Genomic DNA, 16,594 nt, shown 5'->3' with positions numbered 1-16,594 from the left:
AAACGGCCGGAACATGTCCGGCCGTTGCTGGCAAGCGCGCAGAGGTGTCCTACCAGTTGGTTTCGCGTTCCGGCGTGGCGGAAATCCGATGCAGCGTCAGGTCGGCACCATTGAATTCCGCTTCCGGATCGAGCCGGATGCCTACTACCTTCCTGAGCGTGCCGTAAACCACCGTGCCGCCGACCAGCGCGATCACGATGCCGAGCAACGTGCCGATCAGTTGCGCCACCAGCGATACGCCGCCCAGGCCGCCCAGCGCATGCGCGCCAAAAATGCCGGCGGCAATGCCGCCCCACGCACCGCACAGCCCATGCAGCGGCCACACGCCGAGCACATCGTCGATATGCCATTTGTTCTGCGCGAGCGTAAACAGGTAAACAAACAGCACACCCGCCACCGCGCCGGTGATCAGCGCGCCCAGCGGATGCATCAGGTCCGAGCCCGCGCACACCGCCACCAGGCCCGCCAGCGGACCGTTATAGGAAAAGCCCGGGTCGTTGCGGCCGGCCCACCAGGCCGACAGCGTGCCGCCGGCCATCGCCATCAGCGAGTTGATGGCCACCAGGCCGCTGATCTTGTCGACGCTCTGTGCGCTCATGACATTGAAGCCGAACCAGCCCACCGCCAGCACCCACGCGCCGAGCGCGAGAAACGGGATATTCGAGGGCGGGTGCGCGCTAATGCGGCCATCCTTCTGGTAGCGGCCGCGGCGCGCGCCCAGCAGCAGCACCGCCGGCAACGCAATCCAGCCACCCACCGCATGCACCACCACCGAGCCGGCGAAGTCATGGAAGGGCGCGCCCGCGACCGAGGCGATCCAGTCCTGGATGCCGAAGCGATGGTTCCAGGCGATGCCCTCGAAAAACGGGTAGACAAAGCCGACCAGGACAAAGGTCGCGATCAGTTGAGGATTGAAACGGGAGCGTTCCGCAATGCCGCCAGAGATAATTGCGGGAATTGCGGCGGCAAAGGTCGCGAGGAAGAAGAATTTGACCAGTTCATAGCCGTTTTTTTGCGCTAATACCTCGGCGCCCGACATAAATTGCACGCCATATGCGACCGTATATCCGATAAAAAAGTAAGAAATGGTTGAGACCGCAAAATCCACGAGGATTTTTACGAGCGCATTGACCTGGTTTTTCTTGCGGACAGTTCCGAGTTCGAGGAACGCGAATCCGGCATGCATGGCCAGCACCATGATTGCCCCAAGCAGGATGAACAGGGCATCCGTGCCAGTCTTCCAGTTTTCCATTGTGACCTCATGCTCAAAATGGGAGCGCGAGTACGCAAGAAGCATTCCATGATGAGCGAAAACGGGGCGTAATGCGCGCTGTCGCGGTGCGGAGTGCACCGCCGTGGCGTGTGCGCGTAACTGGACCGCTCCGCATCCGTCGGCGGGACAGGGCGATCAGCGGCCGGTGCACCAGAATGCGCGCCTCGAAATGGGGCATGACGCGCCAGGTTGTGCCGCATAACGGTGCATTGCACCATGATCGGGCGCCAGGCATGGGGTCGCCGTACTGTGCGGCCGGCCCCCGCACGGCGGCGTCCGCTGCCCTTGATGGCGTGCCGTCGATCTCTCGAATAGAGGGGTAAAACCCCCGCTAAGTCTTGTCAGGGAAGGATTTGCGGCGTTTTCCGTTGCATTGGTGCCACTGGGGATTGCTCTTGGCGCGAAGGGCAGATTAGACTGCGCCGATCGGTGATTTGCCGCGTGGCAGATACATCGGTGACGACGACCAACAAGGGAAATCAGCCATGAATAAAGGTGAACTGGTATCGGCCATCGCCGCGGATGCAGAACTCAGCAATGCCGCCGCAGAGCGTGCGTTGAACGCAGCGCTGGACAGTATCAAGAAGGCAGTGGCCAAGGGTGATTCGGTAACGCTCGTGGGCTTTGGCAGCTTCAGCTCGGGCAAGCGCGCCGCCCGTACCGGCCGCAATCCCCGCACCGGCGAGACCATCAAGATCCCCGCCGCCAAGACGGTCAAGTTTTCCGCCGGCCAGGGCTTCAAGGACGCCGTGAACAAGAAGAAGTAAGTCGATCGCGTTCGACAAGTCGCAAAGCGGCCTTCAGGGCCGCTTTTCTTTTGCTGCGGCGGGTGCGGGCATCCCGGCCCGCCACAGTCGGGAAAGCTCGAGAAAGCGCCCGCGCCATTTATCATCGCGGCCTGCCGGGTTACACTGCCGCGCGCAAGGCTTGATTCTGGAATACCGCGATGAACGAACTGTCCCACCAGCTTTCCATGACCGTGCTGATGACGCCGGACATGGCCAATTTCTCCGGCAACGTGCACGGGGGCACCATCCTCAAGTACCTGGACATGGTGGCGTACGCCTGCGCCAGCCGCTACGCGGGCCGCTATGTGGTCACGCTGTCGGTGGACCAGGTCATGTTCCGGCAGCCGATTCATGTGGGCGAACTGGTGACGTTCCTGGCATCGGTCAACTACACCGGCCGCAGTTCGATGGAAATCGGCATCAAGGTGATTACCGAGAATATCCGCAGCAAGCTCGTGCGCCATACCAACAGCTGCTACTTCACCATGGTGGCCGTCGACGACAACGGCCAGCCGGCCGAAGTGCCGCCGTTGCAGCCGCGCGACGAGGAAGAGCGCCAGCGCTTTGCCGCCGCGCAGCAGCGCCGGGCGCTGCGCCAGGAAATGGAAAAGCGTCACGACGATATCAAGCGGTCGATGACCTGAACCAACGGAACAAGCTGAACAGGAGCGGGCATGCGGCACAAAGGCGTGTGGCGGGCCGGGCTGGCCATGGTGACCATGGTGGCCATGGCGGGCCCGGCGGCACGGGCGGAAGAAATCGGCAGCGTCAGTACCAATTTCCGCATGACCGGGTCGGACAAGGTCGTGATCGAAGCCTATGACGATCCGCAGGTCGATGGCGTGACCTGCTATGTCTCTCGCGCCCGCACGGGCGGCATCAAGGGAACGCTCGGCATGGCCGAGGATCCGCCCGAGGCGTCGATCGCCTGCCGGCAGGTGGGGACGATCGCGTTCAAGGGGCCACTGCGCGCGCAGGAGGACGTGTTCTCGGAGCGGATGTCGGTCCTGTTCAAGACGCTCCATGTGGTGCGCGCGGTCGACCGCAAGCGCAATACGCTGGTGTACCTCACGTATTCCGATCGCATCATCAGCGGCAGCCCGCAGAACTCGGTCACGGCCGTACCGGTGCCCGCCAGCACCGTGATCCCCGTCAAGTAGCGGCGGCCTACGCCTCGAACAGCCGCCGCAATTCCGCTTTCAGAATCTTGCCATTGGCATTGCGCGGCAGCATGTCCCGCCGCACGGCCACGCGCACCGGTACCTTGAAGGCCGCCAGGCGCGTCCGCACGAAGTCCTGCAATTCCGCTTCGGTGGCATGCATGCCGGGCCGCAGGCTCACCACCGCAGCGGGTTCCTCCCCCAGCGTGCGATGCGGCAGGCCGACCAGCGCGGCATCCATGACCGCGGGATGCTCGTACAGCGCGCTTTCCACCTCGATGCAATAGATGTTCTCGCCGCCGCGGATCAGCATGTCCTTCATGCGATCGACGATATACAGGTAGCCCTCGGCATCGAGCCGCGCGATATCGCCGGTATGCATCCAGCCCTCCACGAAAGTCCTGGCGGTGGCTTCGGGCTTGTTCCAGTAGCCACGGACCACGTTGGCGCCACGCACCATCAGTTCGCCCACCTCGCCGGGAGGCAGTGTACGGCCGCGGCCGTCGACGATCTTCATCTCGCAGATCGGCAGGGCGGGCCCGCAGCTGTCGGGCCGGTGACGATACTCTTCGGCGCTGTGGCTGGTGAACGTGGCCGAGGTCTCGGTCATGCCCCAGCCGATGCCCGGCGCGGAATGCGGCAGCGTGGCGCCGATCCGGCGCACCAGCTCGGGCGACGCGGGCGCGCCGCCGTAATGCATGTTCTCGAGCGACGACAGGTCGAAGTCGCCGCGTTGCGGATGTTCGATCAGTTGCCAGGCGATGGTCGGCACGCCGCCCGCCGAGGTGCAGCGTTCGCGCGCGATCAGCGTCAGCGCGCGGACCGGATCCCAGCGATGGAGCAGCACGAGCCTGGCGCCCGTGGCCAGCGCGCCATTGAGCGTGCTCATGCAACCCGTCACGTGGAAAAGCGGAATGGCGAGCAGGGCGGCCTTCTGCGGTGCCGTCGGGTCGGGTTCCGGCAGCGGCTGGCCACGGCGCAGCAGGTTGCGCATCTGGCTGAACTGCGCAGCCGGGGTCACCGAGGTCGCATTGCGATGGGTCCCCACCGCGCCCTTGGGTTTGCCCGTGGTGCCGGACGTGTAGAAGAGGGTGGCGGCCTCGTCGGCATCGAGCGGTACGGTCGGCAGCGACAGCGATGGCAAGGCCTGCCACTGCGCGGGCTGCCCGATGACGTCGGCGAGCCGTGCCAGGCGCGCATCGTCCGGCACGGTGTCGGTGCGTGCCACGTACACGCGCGCGAGTGCCGGGCATTGGGCCAGATGCGGCAGCACGCGGTCGAGCCGTTCGGGGTCGACGATGGCCACCCGCGCGCCGGCATCGGTCAGTCCGTATTCGAGCTCGGGACCGGTCCACCATGCGTTGAGCGGCGTGACGATCGCGCCGGCCAGCACGGCCGCATAGAACGCCACTGGCCATTCGGGCAGGTTGCGCATGGCCACCGCCACGCGATCGCCCTTGCATACGCCGTCGCGCACGAGTTGGTGCGCCAGTGCCGTGGCGGCACTGGCAAACGCGCGGAACGACACGCGCTCGTCCTCGTAGACGATAAAGGTGCGGTCGCCCCAGGCCGCGCCGGTCAGGAACAGGTCGCGCAAGGTCGCCGGCGCATGCTTCCACACCGTGGTGGGCTGGCCCTGGATGACACGGACCTCGGTCTCGAACGGCGCGCCCGGAGCGGTCAGGCGCGCATGCGCCTCGGCCAGCGAGAGAGCCGGCCACTGGCTCGTCCGGGATTGTGATGACTCCATGAGTTCTCCTCGCATTGCCACGGCGGTGCCGCCACGCGGCAGCGGGCACCATGGCAGGGACGATGGCAGCGGCGGCAGCGACGACAGGGATGACAGTGATGACAGCGGGGGGCGACAGCAGGTGCGACAGCGGGGACGTGGCCGCCTCAGATCGTCACGCCGCCATCCACCACCATCGCCTGCCCGGTCATGAAGGTGCTGGCCGCCGAGGCCAGGAAGCAGGCCGCGCCCGCGATCTCGATGGGCTCGCCGATGCGGCGCAGCGGCGCGCCCTGGGTCGACTGCCGGTAGCGCTCGGGGTCTTCCCACAGCGCGCGCGCGAAATCGGTCTTGATCAGCCCCGGCGCAATGCAGTTGACGCGCACGTTGTGCGGGCCGAATTCCACCGCCAGGTTGCGCGCCATCTGCAGGTCCGCCGCCTTGGAGATGTTGTAGATGCCGATGGTCGGCGAGCCACGCAGGCCGCCGATGGACGACACGATGATGATCGAGCCGTCGCGCCGTTCGATCATCTGCGGCGCCACCATCTGGATCAGCCAGTGGTTCGAGATGACGTTGTTGTCCAGCACCTTGCGGAACTGCTCGTCGCTGACGCCGCCCATGGGCCCGTAATAGGGGTTCGACGCGGCATTGCAGACCAGCACGTCGATCTTGCCGAAGGCACGGTTGGTCTCGTCGACCAGGTGCTGCAGGTCTTCCTTCGACGAGATATTGGCGGGCACGGCAATGGCGGTGCCTTCGCCATGGCGCGCGTTGATGGCCGCGGCCACTTCGTTGCAGGGTTCGGCCTTGCGCGATGAAATCACCACTTTGGCACCCTGCACCGCGAGCTGTTCCGCGATGGCGCGGCCGATGCCGCGCGACGAGCCCGTGATGATGGCCACCTTCCCAGTCAGATCGAACAATGACATGGTGTCTCCTGATATGCCTGATGTTGTAATGGGTACCTGTCAATCGGCGCAGCCATTATGGAGAGCGCGGCGGGCGCCAGTCCACAGGCAAACCGGTGCGACGGTACGCTTATCAGCAAACTTTCTGCGGGCAATTCATGCGGTGCATGGCTTACGGCAGCACGGCCGGCAGGCGCGCGGCAAGCGCCTGCCGCAGCGAATCGTCGAGGGCGATGCCGATTGGCCCGGCCAGCGCGTCGAGGATCTGCGCGGTAGTGGTCAGCACTTGCTGCTGCACGGTGCCATCGGCGGCGCGGATGGTGAAATCCCGATTGGCCAGCGTATAGCGGGTGCCGTCCACCATGCGCGCGCCCTTCAGCGTCTGGACGAAGGCGCTCTCCGGATAGGTACAGACGTACCAGTTGCGGGCCACGTAGTCGATGGTCTGCTGCGGCGTGAGGTCGAAGCGGTAGAGCGTGCGCCAGCTGTCGGCCACGCGCAGCTCCAGCGCCAGCGCGTGGAAGGCGCCGCTGCCGGCAGCGGCATCGGGTACCAGGCGGTGCGTGGAAGCCGCGTCGGCCGGATGGGACAGCGCAAGCGCGCGCGGCATATTGGCGCCGCCAAAGCCGACGTCGGCGATGTATGCCTCATGGTCGATTTCCACGCGCAGCAGCATGTGCGTGAGTCCGGTCGGCACGTCGTCGGGCACTTTCCAGCGCACGCGCGCGGCGAGCGGCACCACGTGGTAGCCGAGCGCGCGCAGGCCCGCCGCGAACAGCGTGTTCTGCTCGAAGCAGTAGCCGCCGCGCCGGCGCGCCACCAGCTTGTCCAGGATCGAGGGCAGGTCGATACGGACTGGCCGGCCCACCAGAGGGTCGAGGTTTTCGAATGGGATATGGGCCTGCTGGGCGGCCATCAGCGCATCGAGTGCCGCGCGCGTGGGCGCGGCCGGGGCCTCGGCGCCGATGCGCGCGAGCCAGGCATCGCGCTGGTCGGGCGTCAGCACCGCGGGGTCGGCGGTCATCGGTCAGTCTCCTGTCTGTCTGTCATCGTGGCACGGGCCGCCGGTCGCGGGCCGACCGCAACGCGGTAGCCCGGGCAGACCCTGCGGCCCGGCAGCGGCCGGCAGCGGCCGGTAGCGGCGCGATGGCCGGTGCGGGACGGTGGCCGACGGTGATGGCCGCTGGCCGTAGCGAGGGAGCGGGAGACCCCCGCGAGCCTTTCGCGACGACGCTGCCGCCACTACTATAAGGCCACCGCGCCATGCCATGGCGCGAGCGCCGTTCCGTTGCATTCGGGTCCACAACCGAGGAGACGCCCGTGAAAACCCTGATCGATCATCTCGCGCACTACGCGGCCTACCATCGCAATCCGCGCAACGTGTTCACCCATTTCATCGGCATTCCCATGATCGTGCTGGCGCTCACCACGCTGCTGGCGCGGCCCGCGCTGCCGCTCGGCGACGGCTCGCTGCATGTTACGCCGGCCATGGTCGTGTACGTGCTCGCGTGCCTGTTCTACCTGCGCCTGGCGTTCGGTTTCGGCGTGGTCATGGCCGCGCTGCTCGCGCTGTTCGTGGCCGCCGGCGCGTGGCTGGCGACGCTGGCGACGGCGATATGGCTCGCCGCCGGCATCGGCCTGTTCGTCGTCGGCTGGGTCGTCCAGTTCATCGGCCACTACTACGAGGGACGCAAGCCGGCCTTCGTCGACGACCTCGCGGGATTGCTGGTCGGACCGCTTTTTCTCGTGGCGGAGACCGCTTTCGCGCTCGGCCTGGCGCGTCGGACGCGCGCCGCGATGGCCGCTCACGCGCACTGAATCGCATCGGTCAGTGGCTGCTTTCGATGCGAAAGTGGGGGGACGTCCCCCACCAACGCACGCTCGCTGACGCAAACCAGCGACAAAACCCGGGGTTTTCACCGGGTTTGCCCTGTCTCATTGACGAAAACTCCTTGACTTGCGGTGGTTTCCGCTATGATTCAGTGCGTACCGGCACAGAGGATCGACAGCGTGTCGAACGTTGCAAGGCAAGCGTTGTACGGAGGCTTTGCAACGGGACGTTGAGATCGATGCCGGCACGCTCTGTTCAACTCTTGTTTATCGATATGGCGACCAAAGCGAAACCGACCGCGAAGACCGCAACCAAGACCGCTGCCAAGAAGGCCGCGGCCCCCAAGACTGCTGCCAAGAAGGCCGCTCCGGCCAAGAAGGCTGCTCCTGCCGCCGCGCCCGTAGCGCGTCCGCTGAAGGACACCTTCAACAAGTCGAGCCTGGTCGCTCACCTGGTGGCTCAGACCCAGCTGGAAGCCAAGGCCGTGAAGACGGTGCTGGCCCATCTGGAAAACACCATCGTTGGCGCGCTGAACAAGAAGGGCGCTGGCGAATTCACGCTGCCGGGCCTGCTCAAGGTGACGGCTCAGCAAGTGCCGGCCAAGAAGAAGCGCTTCGGCAAGGATCCGTTCACTGGCGAAGAGCGCTGGTTCCCGGCCAAGCCGGCCAGCGTGAAGGTCAAGGTTCGTCCGCTGAAGAAGCTGAAGGACGCTGCCGCAGGCTGATGCCTGGATGCCCGACGGGCATCGCAGACCTGAAGGGCCCTCCGCAAGGAGGGCCCTTTTTTGTTGGGCCGACGTCCTGTGCGGCGCGCAAAGCGTGCCCCGCGCTCAGCTATCCTGGGCTGCCGGGTCGAGCGGTGCGGTGCTGCGCGCCATGCGCCGGATCGCCTGCGGCGGCTGTCCGTATGCGCGCAGGAAGGAACGGCGCATGCGCTCCCGATCGCCAAAGCCGGTGTCGCGCGCCACGACATCGATCGAATGCCGGCCCGATTCCATCATCACGCGCGCGGCTTCCACGCGCAGATGCTCGACCGCCTTTGCCGGGGTCTGTCCGGTTTCCTCGCGAAACGCGCGCGCAAACTGGCGCGGGCTCAGGTGCGCGGCCGCGGCGAGCTGATCGACCGAGAGTTCGTCATGCAGATGCGTGCGCGCAAAGTCCAGTGCGGCCTGGATACGATCCGAGCGCGGCTGCAACTCCAGCATCTTCGAATACTGCGACTGACCGCCCGTGCGGCGGTGATAGACCACGAGCTGCTTGGCGACGTCGCGCGCGAGCTCCGCGCCGCAGTCGCGCTCGACCAGTGCCAGCGCAAGGTCGATGCATGAGGTCATGCCCGCCGATGTCCACACCGGCCCGTCGATGATGAAGATGCGGTCTTCTTCCATCTGCACATCGGGAAAGCGCTGCCGGAACATGTCCGCGTGATACCAGTGCGTGGTCGCGCGCCGGCCCTCCAGCACGCCGGCCTCGGCGAGGTTGAAGGCGCCCGTGCAGGTGGCGCCGATGCGACGCGCGGTCCTGGCGGCGCGCCGCAGAAAGTCCACCAGCGCGGGCGGGGTGGGCATGACATCGTTGTCGCCCACTACCAGCACGGTGTCGAAGCGGCGGCGGCCGAACGGTTCGGTGTCCACGCTGAAGCCGCCCGAACACATGACCGGGCCGCCGTGCTCGGACAGCAAATGCATGTCGTAGAGCGGCGCGGGCAGGCCCTTGTTGGCGAATTCGAGCACGGTCGAGACCGCCAGGTTCATCACCTGGAAGCCGGGATAGAGGGCAAGCGCGATCTTCAGCATGGCGGGGTGGGGCGTGGGGTGAACGGGCGGCAGTGCGGTCGGTGTGCGATCGGTGGCGCTATCGGTGGCGCTATCGGTGGCGCTATCGGTGGCACCGGGGATCTGCAAGGTCGATGGCAGAAAAGGTGGTTTCTATGACATTGGTGCCATTGCATTATGGCACTAATCTTTGTCCCAAGCAGCCGGCCCTGCGGGCGACGGACCGGACGCCAAGGCAAATCCCTCATTCAGCAAGATACGGAGCATCGACATGACCACCCAGCAAACTACCGGCAAGGCGCTTGTCACCGGCGCCTCCTCGGGTATCGGCGCCATTTACGCCGACCGTCTGGCCCGCCGCGGTTACGACCTGATCCTGGTCGCACGTAACCGCGCCCGGCTCGAGCAACTCGCCGGTCGCATTCGTACCGAAACCGGCCGCGCGGTCGAGATCGTGCCGGCGGACCTCGGCAAGCTCGAGGACGTCCGGCGCGTGGAGGCGGTGCTGCGCAACGACCCCGCCATCACCCTGCTCGTCAACAATGCCGGCGTGGGCGGTGCGGCGCCGCTGCTGCAATCCGACGTGGACAAGATGCAGGCGATGATCGAACTCAACGTGACCGCGCTGACGCGGCTGACCTACGCCATCGTGCCGGCCTTTGTCGCGCGTGGCGGTGGCACCGTGATCAATATCGCGTCGATCGTGGCGGTGGCGCCGGAAGTGCTCAACGGCGTGTACGGCGGCTCCAAGGCCTTCGTGCTCGCGTTCTCGCAGTCGCTCCATCATGAGCTGGCGAGCAAGGGCGTGCGCGTGCAGGCGGTGCTGCCGGGGGCGACGCGCACGGAGTTCTGGGAGGTGGCCGGCCAGCCGGTGGAACACCTGCCGCAGGAGATCGTCATGAGCGGCGACGATCTGGTCGATGCCGCGCTGGCCGGGTTCGACCAGGGCGAAGTGGTGACGGTGCCGTCGTTGCCGGACGTGGCGGACTGGCAGGCGTTCGAGGCCGCGCGCGCGGCGCTCGGCCCGAACCTGTCGCGCAGCCAGCCCGCGGCACGCTTTGGCGTGGCCCGCGACTGAGACGGATGCACCCCCGCCTGCGGCGCGGCTCGCGTCGCCCTGACGCGGGGGAGGGCACCGGGCGGATAAAAAACGCGGCAGAGGGTCACCCCTCTGCCGCGCTTTTTCTGATGTCCGCGGCGTGTGCCGGCGTTGATCGCTTATTGCGGTCCGAGCTTGCGGATCAGTGCGTCGAGTTGCGCCATTTCGGCTTCGGTCAGGTCGGTCAGCGGTGCGCGTACCGGGCCTGCGTCGTGGCCGACCAGCTTGGCGCCAGCCTTGACGATGCTCACCGCGTAACCCTGGCGGCGATTGCGGATATCGAGGTACGGCAGGAAGAACGAATCGATCAGGCGACCTACGGTCTCGTGGTCATCGGCGGCGATGGCGCGATAGAAGTCCATCGCGGTCTTCGGGATGAAGTTGAACACGGCCGACGAGTAGACCGGCACGCCCAGCGCCTTGTAGGCGGCGGCGTAGACTTCCGCGGTGGGCAGGCCGCCGAGGTAGGCCAGGCGGTCGCCGAGCTTGCGGCGCACACGTACCATCGCCTCGATCTCGCCCACGCCATCCTTGAAGCCGATCAGGTTCGGGCAACGATCCACCACCGATTCCAGCAGGTCCGCGCCGATGCGCGAATTGGCACGGTTGTAGACGATCACGCCGATCTTGACCGCCTTGCAGACTTCCTCGATATGGTTGGCAATGCCTTGCTCGCTGGCTTCCGTCAGGTAGTGGGGCATCAGCAGCACGCCCTTGGCACCCAGGCGCTCGGCTTCCTGCGCATACTGGATCGCCATGCGGGTCGGGCCGCCGGCGCCGGCCAGGATGGGCACCTTGCCCGCGCAGGTGTCGACGGCGGTGCGAATGACCTGGCTATAGTCTTCCGGCGTCAGCGAAAAGAACTCACCGGTGCCGCCGGCCGCGAACAGGGCGGTGGCACCGTACGGGGCCAGCCATTCCAGGCGCTCGATATAGGTGCCCTTGCGGAAGTTGCCTTGCGCATCGAAGTCGGTGACGGGGAACGAGAGCAGGCCCTCGGAGATGATCTGCTTCAGTTCTTGCGGTGTAGTCATGTCGCTATTCCTGATCGCCACATGGCGAATGGTGGGGTGATGACGTCGGTACGTCGAGATAAGTCATCGTACAACTATAGCCGCATGTATGCAAGCGTTCCTCAGGGATCTCAGGGTAAGCCCCAAGCTGAAAAGGCGGACGGCGCCGCAAGCCAAATGAAAGCCGTGCCAATGCCAATAACCCTTGCCGGTGCGTCGATGCATTGCAGCATAGGGTATACGCGCAATGTCGGTGCAGGAACCGGGTCCTTATAATTCATGTCGTACGATGACATATATGTTCACGTACGTTGCACAGGCCGGCCCCACTCGCATTCCGCCATTCGGGCTCCCGGCTGTGAGGAGACCCGATGAGCTTCAACCCCGCATCCCCCACCGCCGCGCACGCCGATAGCGGCGCGCGCCGTACCAATGTCCGTTACTGGATTCTCCTGCTGATCTTCGTGGTGACCACGGTCAACTATGCCGACCGTGCCACGCTGTCCATCACCGGCCCGGCCATGCGCCAGGAGTTCGGCTTCGACGCCGTGCAGATGGGCTTCATCTTTTCCGCGTTCAGCTGGGCCTATGTGCTGGCGCAACTGCCGGGCGGCTGGCTGCTCGACCGCTTTGGCGCGCGCCGCGTCTATGCGGTCAGCATTTTCGCCTGGTCGTTCTTCACGCTGATGCAGGGCTGGCTGGGCCTGTTCGCCACCATCGGTTCGGCCATGACCGTGCTGTTCGTGCTGCGCTTTGCCGTGGGCCTGTCGGAGTCGCCGGCGTTTCCGGCCAACGCCAAGGTCGTGGCGAGCTGGTTCCCGACCGCGGAGCGCGGCACCGCCTCCGCCATCTTCAATGCCGCGCAGTACTTTGCCGCGGTGGTATTCACGCCCCTGATGGCATGGGTCACGCACAGCATGGGCTGGCACCACGTCTACCTGTGGATGGGCATCTTCGGCATGGTGCTGGCGCTGTTGTGGCTCAAGGTCATGCGCAGCCCGGCCACGCATCCGGGCGTCAATCGCGCCGAGCTGGAGCACATCGAGCAGGGTGGTGGCCTGATCCATATGCACGAAGGTGCCGGCCGCGCCGACGGCAAGGTCGCGCCAGCGGGCTGGTTCTATGCGCGCCAGTTGCTGTCCAACCGCATGCTGGCTGGCGTGTATCTGGGCCAGTACTGCATCAACGTCCTCACGTACTTCTTCCTGACGTGGTTTCCGGTGTACCTGGTGCAGGCGCGCGGCATGTCGATTCTCAAGGCGGGCTTCGTGGCATCGCTGCCGGCGATCTGCGGTTTCCTCGGCGGCGTGCTGGGCGGCGTGATCTCGGACGCGCTGCTGCGCCGGGGCTATACGCTCACGGTGGCGCGCAAGGTGCCGATCGTGGCCGGCATGCTGCTCTCGGTCAGCATGATCGCGTGCAACTACGTCGATGCGGAATGGCTGGTGGTCGGCATCATGGCGCTGGCGTTCTTCGGCAAGGGCATCGGCGCGCTCGGCTGGGCCGTGGTGGCCGATACCGCGCCGAAGGAAGTCATCGGCCTGGCCGGCAGCATTTTCAACACGTTCGGCAATATTGCCGGTATCGTGACGCCGATCGTGATCGGCTATATCCTCAACGCCACCGGCTCGTTCAACGGCGCGCTGGTGTTCGTGGGCGTCAACGCGCTGGTTACGGTGCTCAGCTACCTGGTGATCGTCAAGGAGATCCGCCGGGTGGAACTGAAGCATCCCCAATAAGAGAAGGAAGCACTGTCATGTCGGTCACGTCTCCACAGACCAGCACGGCGCAGGCCCCCCAGCTTGCCCCGCTGTATATCCGCATTCATGAAAACGACAACGTGGCCATCGTCGCCAACGACGGCGGCCTGGCCGAAGGCGCGGTGTTCGCCTCGGGGCTGACGCTGCGTGAGCGCGTGCCGCAGGGCCACAAGGTGGCGCTGGTCGACCTGAAGCAGGGCGACGCAGTGATCCGGTATAACGTGGTGATCGGCTACGCGCTCAAGGATCTGCCGCGCGGCAGCTGGGTCAACGAGCGCGTGATCGAGATGCCGGTGGCACCGGGGCTGACCGACTTGCCGATCGGCACGCGCGTGCCGGCGCCGCTGCCGCCGCTCGAAGGCTACACCTTCGAAGGCTTCCGCAATCCGGATGGCTCGGTCGGCACGCGCAATATCCTCGCCATCACCACCACCGTGCAATGCGTCTCGGGCGTGGTGGAACACGCGGTGCGCCGCATCAAGGCCGAGCTGCTGCCGAAGTATCCCAACGTCGATGACGTGATCGGGCTCGAGCATACCTACGGTTGCGGCGTGGCGATCGATGCGCCCGACGCCGTGGTGCCGATCCGCACGCTGCGCAATATCGCGCTGAATCCCAATTTCGGCGGCACCGCGATGATGGTCAGCCTGGGCTGCGAGAAGCTGCAGCCCGAGCGCCTGCTGCCGCCTGGCACCATTCCGATCCAGACCGGCGCCGGCGAGGTGCAGGTGGGCGTGGTGTGCCTGCAGGACGACCAGCACGTCGGCTTTGGCTCGATGATCGAGTCGATCATGACGATGGCCGAGACCCATCTGCAGACGCTCAACCAGCGCCGCCGCGAAACCTGTCCGGTGTCGGACCTCGTGGTCGGCGTGCAGTGCGGCGGCAGCGATGCGTTCTCGGGCGTGACCGCCAATCCGGCGGTGGGCTTTGCCACCGACCTGCTGGTGCGCGCCGGCGCGGCCGTGATGTTCTCGGAAGTGACCGAGGTGCGCGATGGTATCGACCAGCTGACCGCGCGCGCGGCCACCCCGGAAGTGGCCGAGGCGATGATCCGCGAGATGGACTGGTACGACCGCTACCTAGACCGCGGCCGCGTGGACCGCAGCGCCAACACCTCGCCGGGCAACAAGAAGGGCGGGCTATCGAATATCGTCGAGAAGGCGATGGGCTCGATCGTCAAGTCGGGCAGCGCGCCGATCTCGGGCGTGCTGTCGCCGGGAGAGAAGCTGCGGCAGAAGGGCCTGATCTACGCCGCCACCCCGGCCAGCGACTTTATCTGCGGCACGCTGCAACTTGCCGCCGGCATGAACCTGCACGTGTTCACCACCGGACGCGGCACGCCGTACGGCCTGGCCGAAGTGCCGGTGATCAAGGTCGCCACGCGCAACGACCTCGCGCGCCGCTGGCACGACCTGATGGACGTCAACGCCGGCCGCATCGCCACCGGCGAAGCCACCATCGAGGACGTGGGCTGGGAGCTGTTCCACCTGATGATCGACGTGGCCAGCGGCCGCAGGAAGACCTGGGCCGAGCAGCACAAGCTGTACAACTCGCTGGCGCTGTTCAATCCGGCGCCGGTGACCTGAGGGAGGGGGGCGGCCGGTGGGGTGAACCGACGACCGACCGCCATCGGCGCTGGCACGCAGTCAACCGCACCGTCGCCCGATGCTTCGCAACAGCACCTGGAAGGCCGGCCCGATATCTTCCTCCTTGACGCACGCATAGCCGAGCAGCAGGCCGCGTTGCGGTGCGTTGTGCTGGTAATAGCGTGACAGCGGGCGTACCACGACCCCGTCCGCCAGCGCGGACGCCGCGATGGCGACGTCGTCCACATGCGCTGGCAGCGCCACCACCTGATGCATCCCGGCGTTGCTGCTCTTGCCGTGCAAGGCATCGGCGCCGAGGTAGCGCTCGACGAGCGTGGACAGAATCGCGCGCCGCCTGGCGTAAAGCGGGCGCATGCGCCGGATATGCGCGGCGTAGTCGCCGGCGCGCATGAATTCGGCGACCGTGGCCTGGGTCATCAGGTGGCCCGAGCGATAGAGTTCGGCGTGCGCATCCTGGAACAGCTTCGCCACATCGCGCGGCAGCACCATATAGCCCATGCGCAGGCCCGGATACAGCGTCTTGCTGAACGTGCCGATATAGATGACCGGCGCGTCGACCTGCATGCCCTGCAGCGACGGAATCGGCTGCCCCGAGTAGCGGAACTCGCTGTCGTAGTCATCCTCGACGATCCAGCTGCCATGCCGGCGCGCGTACTCGAGCAGTGCGCGACGCCGCTTGAGGCTCATGACGACGCCGAGCGGATACTGGTGCGATGGCGTCACGAAAATGAAGCGGGGCGCCGTGCCCGCTCCGGCTCCATGCGCGCGTTCGCTTGCGGCGGGCAAGGTCAGGCCTTCCTCATCCACGGGCCGCGGGTCCATCTCGATGCCGCCCACCTGTAACAGACCGCGGATGCCCCAGTAGCACGGCTCTTCGACCCAGGCGCGGTCGCCGGGCGAGCCGAGCAGGCGAACCACGAGGTCGATCGCCTGATGGATGCCTTCCGTGATCAGCACCTGATCCGCGTCGCACTGCACCGAGCGGGCAATGCGCAGGTGCGTGGCCACCGCCTCGCGCAGTGCCGGCATGCCGCCGCCATGGCTGTAGCTCAGCCACTCCGGGTCGGGTTGCCGCCAGAGCCTGGCCGAAATCTGCGCGAAGCGCTGGTGCGGAAATCTTGTCAGGTCGGGAACCCCCGGCATGAAGGCGCCCCACTGGATCGGCGATGCCGACGCGTTTGCCAGCAATGCCTGTCCTCGCGGCGAGAGGCGTGCATGGCCGGTTTGCACTGTCCGTCCGCACGGGATGTCCTTGGGCGCCGCGGCGTTGAGGTAGCGCTCGGGCGTAATGTCCGCCACGAACGTACCGCTGCCCGTGCGGGCGCGCAGATACCCTTCCGCCAGCAGTTGCTCGTACGCGAATATCACCGTATTGCGCGACATGCGCAGCTCCGCCGCCAGATCGCGCTGGGGTGGCAGACGGGTTGCCGGGGGCAGGGTTCCGTCGAGAATTGCGCCGCGGATGCTGTCGTACAGCCGCCGGTTCATCGGCGTACTGCACGATGCGGGCGCAGTGCCCAGACGCTGGAGGATGAGATCGCCACAAACGGATTTCATTGGCACCATCAAGAAGAGCGATCGGTCCGTGCGGCGATGGGCCCGTGCGGATCATGCGCCGGCGCCGCGGGCATCGCCCCGGCGTTGTC

The 16,594-nt window shown here is 66.1% G+C and carries 15 protein-coding genes; 8 read left to right on the top strand and 7 right to left on the bottom strand.

Going from position 1 to position 16,594, the window contains the following annotated elements; all coding sequences use genetic code 11:
- Positions 1 to 49: 49 nt before the first annotated feature.
- Entirely contained in the window at positions 50 to 1,252 is a 1,203-nt protein-coding gene (locus DFLDMN_RS25775) for an ammonium transporter (protein ID WP_423200573.1), read from the bottom strand.
- A 506-nt stretch (positions 1,253 to 1,758) separates the two neighbouring features.
- Between DFLDMN_RS25775 and DFLDMN_RS25770 the strand changes: the two genes are divergently transcribed.
- The 3 genes from DFLDMN_RS25770 to DFLDMN_RS25760 all read left to right on the top strand — a co-directional run bounded on the left by DFLDMN_RS25770 (position 1,759) and on the right by DFLDMN_RS25760 (position 3,221).
- Positions 1,759 to 2,040 carry an HU family DNA-binding protein gene (locus DFLDMN_RS25770; RefSeq protein ID WP_109583182.1) on the top strand — a complete coding sequence of 94 codons (282 nt, stop codon included), beginning with the start codon at positions 1,759 to 1,761 and terminating at the stop codon, positions 2,038 to 2,040.
- Between the two features lie 179 nt (positions 2,041 to 2,219).
- On the top strand, positions 2,220 to 2,705 hold the full coding sequence (locus DFLDMN_RS25765; protein WP_423198587.1) for an acyl-CoA thioesterase: 486 nt from the start codon (positions 2,220 to 2,222) through the stop codon (positions 2,703 to 2,705).
- A 30-nt stretch (positions 2,706 to 2,735) separates the two neighbouring features.
- Positions 2,736 to 3,221 carry a CreA family protein gene (locus DFLDMN_RS25760; protein WP_423198586.1) on the top strand — a complete coding sequence of 162 codons (486 nt, stop codon included), beginning with the start codon at positions 2,736 to 2,738 and terminating at the stop codon, positions 3,219 to 3,221.
- 7 nt (positions 3,222 to 3,228) lie between these two features.
- Here DFLDMN_RS25760 and DFLDMN_RS25755 read toward each other — a convergent pair whose 3' ends face one another.
- The 3 genes from DFLDMN_RS25755 to DFLDMN_RS25745 form a co-directional block, all read right to left on the bottom strand.
- Positions 3,229 to 4,971: a class I adenylate-forming enzyme family protein gene (locus DFLDMN_RS25755; protein ID WP_423198585.1), complete on the bottom strand. Its 1,743-nt coding sequence runs from the start codon at positions 4,969 to 4,971 to the stop codon at positions 3,229 to 3,231.
- A 146-nt stretch (positions 4,972 to 5,117) separates the two neighbouring features.
- Positions 5,118 to 5,882: an SDR family oxidoreductase gene (locus DFLDMN_RS25750; protein ID WP_423198584.1), complete on the bottom strand. Its 765-nt coding sequence runs from the start codon at positions 5,880 to 5,882 to the stop codon at positions 5,118 to 5,120.
- Positions 5,883 to 6,033: 151 nt separating this feature from the next.
- Positions 6,034 to 6,885, bottom strand: a complete 852-nt coding sequence (locus DFLDMN_RS25745; RefSeq protein WP_423198583.1) for an arylamine N-acetyltransferase family protein — start codon at positions 6,883 to 6,885, stop codon at positions 6,034 to 6,036.
- Positions 6,886 to 7,181: 296 nt separating this feature from the next.
- Between DFLDMN_RS25745 and DFLDMN_RS25740 the strand changes: the two genes are divergently transcribed.
- Together DFLDMN_RS25740 and DFLDMN_RS25735 are read left to right on the top strand one after the other, a co-directional pair.
- A complete protein-coding gene (locus tag DFLDMN_RS25740) occupies positions 7,182 to 7,679 on the top strand; it encodes a DUF962 domain-containing protein (protein ID WP_423198582.1) in 498 nt (165 codons plus the stop codon).
- Positions 7,680 to 7,966: 287 nt separating this feature from the next.
- Complete coding sequence (locus DFLDMN_RS25735; RefSeq protein WP_423198581.1) at positions 7,967 to 8,416, top strand: HU family DNA-binding protein; 450 nt, start codon at positions 7,967 to 7,969, stop codon at positions 8,414 to 8,416.
- 105 nt (positions 8,417 to 8,521) lie between these two features.
- Here DFLDMN_RS25735 and DFLDMN_RS25730 read toward each other — a convergent pair whose 3' ends face one another.
- Complete coding sequence (locus DFLDMN_RS25730) at positions 8,522 to 9,487, bottom strand: GlxA family transcriptional regulator (protein ID WP_423200572.1); 966 nt, start codon at positions 9,485 to 9,487, stop codon at positions 8,522 to 8,524.
- A gap of 250 nt (positions 9,488 to 9,737) precedes the next feature.
- Between DFLDMN_RS25730 and DFLDMN_RS25725 the strand changes: the two genes are divergently transcribed.
- Complete coding sequence (locus tag DFLDMN_RS25725) at positions 9,738 to 10,544, top strand: SDR family NAD(P)-dependent oxidoreductase (RefSeq protein WP_423198580.1); 807 nt, start codon at positions 9,738 to 9,740, stop codon at positions 10,542 to 10,544.
- 140 nt (positions 10,545 to 10,684) lie between these two features.
- Here the strand turns inward: DFLDMN_RS25725 and kdgD are convergent, their stop codons facing one another.
- A complete protein-coding gene (kdgD, locus tag DFLDMN_RS25720) occupies positions 10,685 to 11,599 on the bottom strand; it encodes a 5-dehydro-4-deoxyglucarate dehydratase (protein WP_423198579.1) in 915 nt (304 codons plus the stop codon).
- A 350-nt stretch (positions 11,600 to 11,949) separates the two neighbouring features.
- On the opposite strand from kdgD, the gene DFLDMN_RS25715 reads away from it, so the two are divergent.
- Together DFLDMN_RS25715 and garD are read left to right on the top strand one after the other, a co-directional pair.
- On the top strand, positions 11,950 to 13,317 hold the full coding sequence (locus DFLDMN_RS25715) for an MFS transporter (RefSeq protein ID WP_423198578.1): 1,368 nt from the start codon (positions 11,950 to 11,952) through the stop codon (positions 13,315 to 13,317).
- Positions 13,318 to 13,334: 17 nt separating this feature from the next.
- A complete protein-coding gene (garD, locus tag DFLDMN_RS25710; RefSeq protein ID WP_423198577.1) occupies positions 13,335 to 14,927 on the top strand; it encodes a galactarate dehydratase in 1,593 nt (530 codons plus the stop codon).
- A gap of 60 nt (positions 14,928 to 14,987) precedes the next feature.
- Here the strand turns inward: garD and DFLDMN_RS25705 are convergent, their stop codons facing one another.
- Complete coding sequence (locus tag DFLDMN_RS25705; protein ID WP_423198576.1) at positions 14,988 to 16,505, bottom strand: PLP-dependent aminotransferase family protein; 1,518 nt, start codon at positions 16,503 to 16,505, stop codon at positions 14,988 to 14,990.
- Positions 16,506 to 16,594: the final 89 nt, after the last annotated feature.

Origin of the sequence: Cupriavidus sp. H19C3 (assembly GCF_049393815.1) — a bacterium.
Classification (GTDB): Bacteria; Pseudomonadota; Gammaproteobacteria; order Burkholderiales; family Burkholderiaceae; genus Cupriavidus.
The sequence above is the reverse complement of the archived record's forward strand: the minus strand, read 5'-3'. Positions and strand labels throughout refer to the sequence as shown.

Excerpts from the sequence above, each read along its gene's own strand:
- DFLDMN_RS25775 (WP_423200573.1), bottom strand. The coding sequence starts at position 1,252 with ATGGAAAACTGGAAGACTGGCACGGATGCCCTGTTCATCCTGCTTGGG.
- DFLDMN_RS25770 (WP_109583182.1), top strand. The coding sequence starts at position 1,759 with ATGAATAAAGGTGAACTGGTATCGGCCATCGCCGCGGATGCAGAACTC.
- DFLDMN_RS25765 (WP_423198587.1), top strand. The coding sequence starts at position 2,220 with ATGAACGAACTGTCCCACCAGCTTTCCATGACCGTGCTGATGACGCCG.
- DFLDMN_RS25760 (WP_423198586.1), top strand. The coding sequence starts at position 2,736 with ATGCGGCACAAAGGCGTGTGGCGGGCCGGGCTGGCCATGGTGACCATG.
- DFLDMN_RS25755 (WP_423198585.1), bottom strand. The coding sequence starts at position 4,971 with ATGGAGTCATCACAATCCCGGACGAGCCAGTGGCCGGCTCTCTCGCTG.
- DFLDMN_RS25750 (WP_423198584.1), bottom strand. The coding sequence starts at position 5,882 with ATGTCATTGTTCGATCTGACTGGGAAGGTGGCCATCATCACGGGCTCG.
- DFLDMN_RS25745 (WP_423198583.1), bottom strand. The coding sequence starts at position 6,885 with ATGACCGCCGACCCCGCGGTGCTGACGCCCGACCAGCGCGATGCCTGG.
- DFLDMN_RS25735 (WP_423198581.1), top strand. The coding sequence starts at position 7,967 with ATGGCGACCAAAGCGAAACCGACCGCGAAGACCGCAACCAAGACCGCT.
- DFLDMN_RS25730 (WP_423200572.1), bottom strand. The coding sequence starts at position 9,487 with ATGCTGAAGATCGCGCTTGCCCTCTATCCCGGCTTCCAGGTGATGAAC.
- DFLDMN_RS25725 (WP_423198580.1), top strand. The coding sequence starts at position 9,738 with ATGACCACCCAGCAAACTACCGGCAAGGCGCTTGTCACCGGCGCCTCC.
- kdgD (WP_423198579.1), bottom strand. The coding sequence starts at position 11,599 with ATGACTACACCGCAAGAACTGAAGCAGATCATCTCCGAGGGCCTGCTC.
- DFLDMN_RS25715 (WP_423198578.1), top strand. The coding sequence starts at position 11,950 with ATGAGCTTCAACCCCGCATCCCCCACCGCCGCGCACGCCGATAGCGGC.
- garD (WP_423198577.1), top strand. The coding sequence starts at position 13,335 with ATGTCGGTCACGTCTCCACAGACCAGCACGGCGCAGGCCCCCCAGCTT.
- DFLDMN_RS25705 (WP_423198576.1), bottom strand. The coding sequence starts at position 16,505 with ATGAAATCCGTTTGTGGCGATCTCATCCTCCAGCGTCTGGGCACTGCG.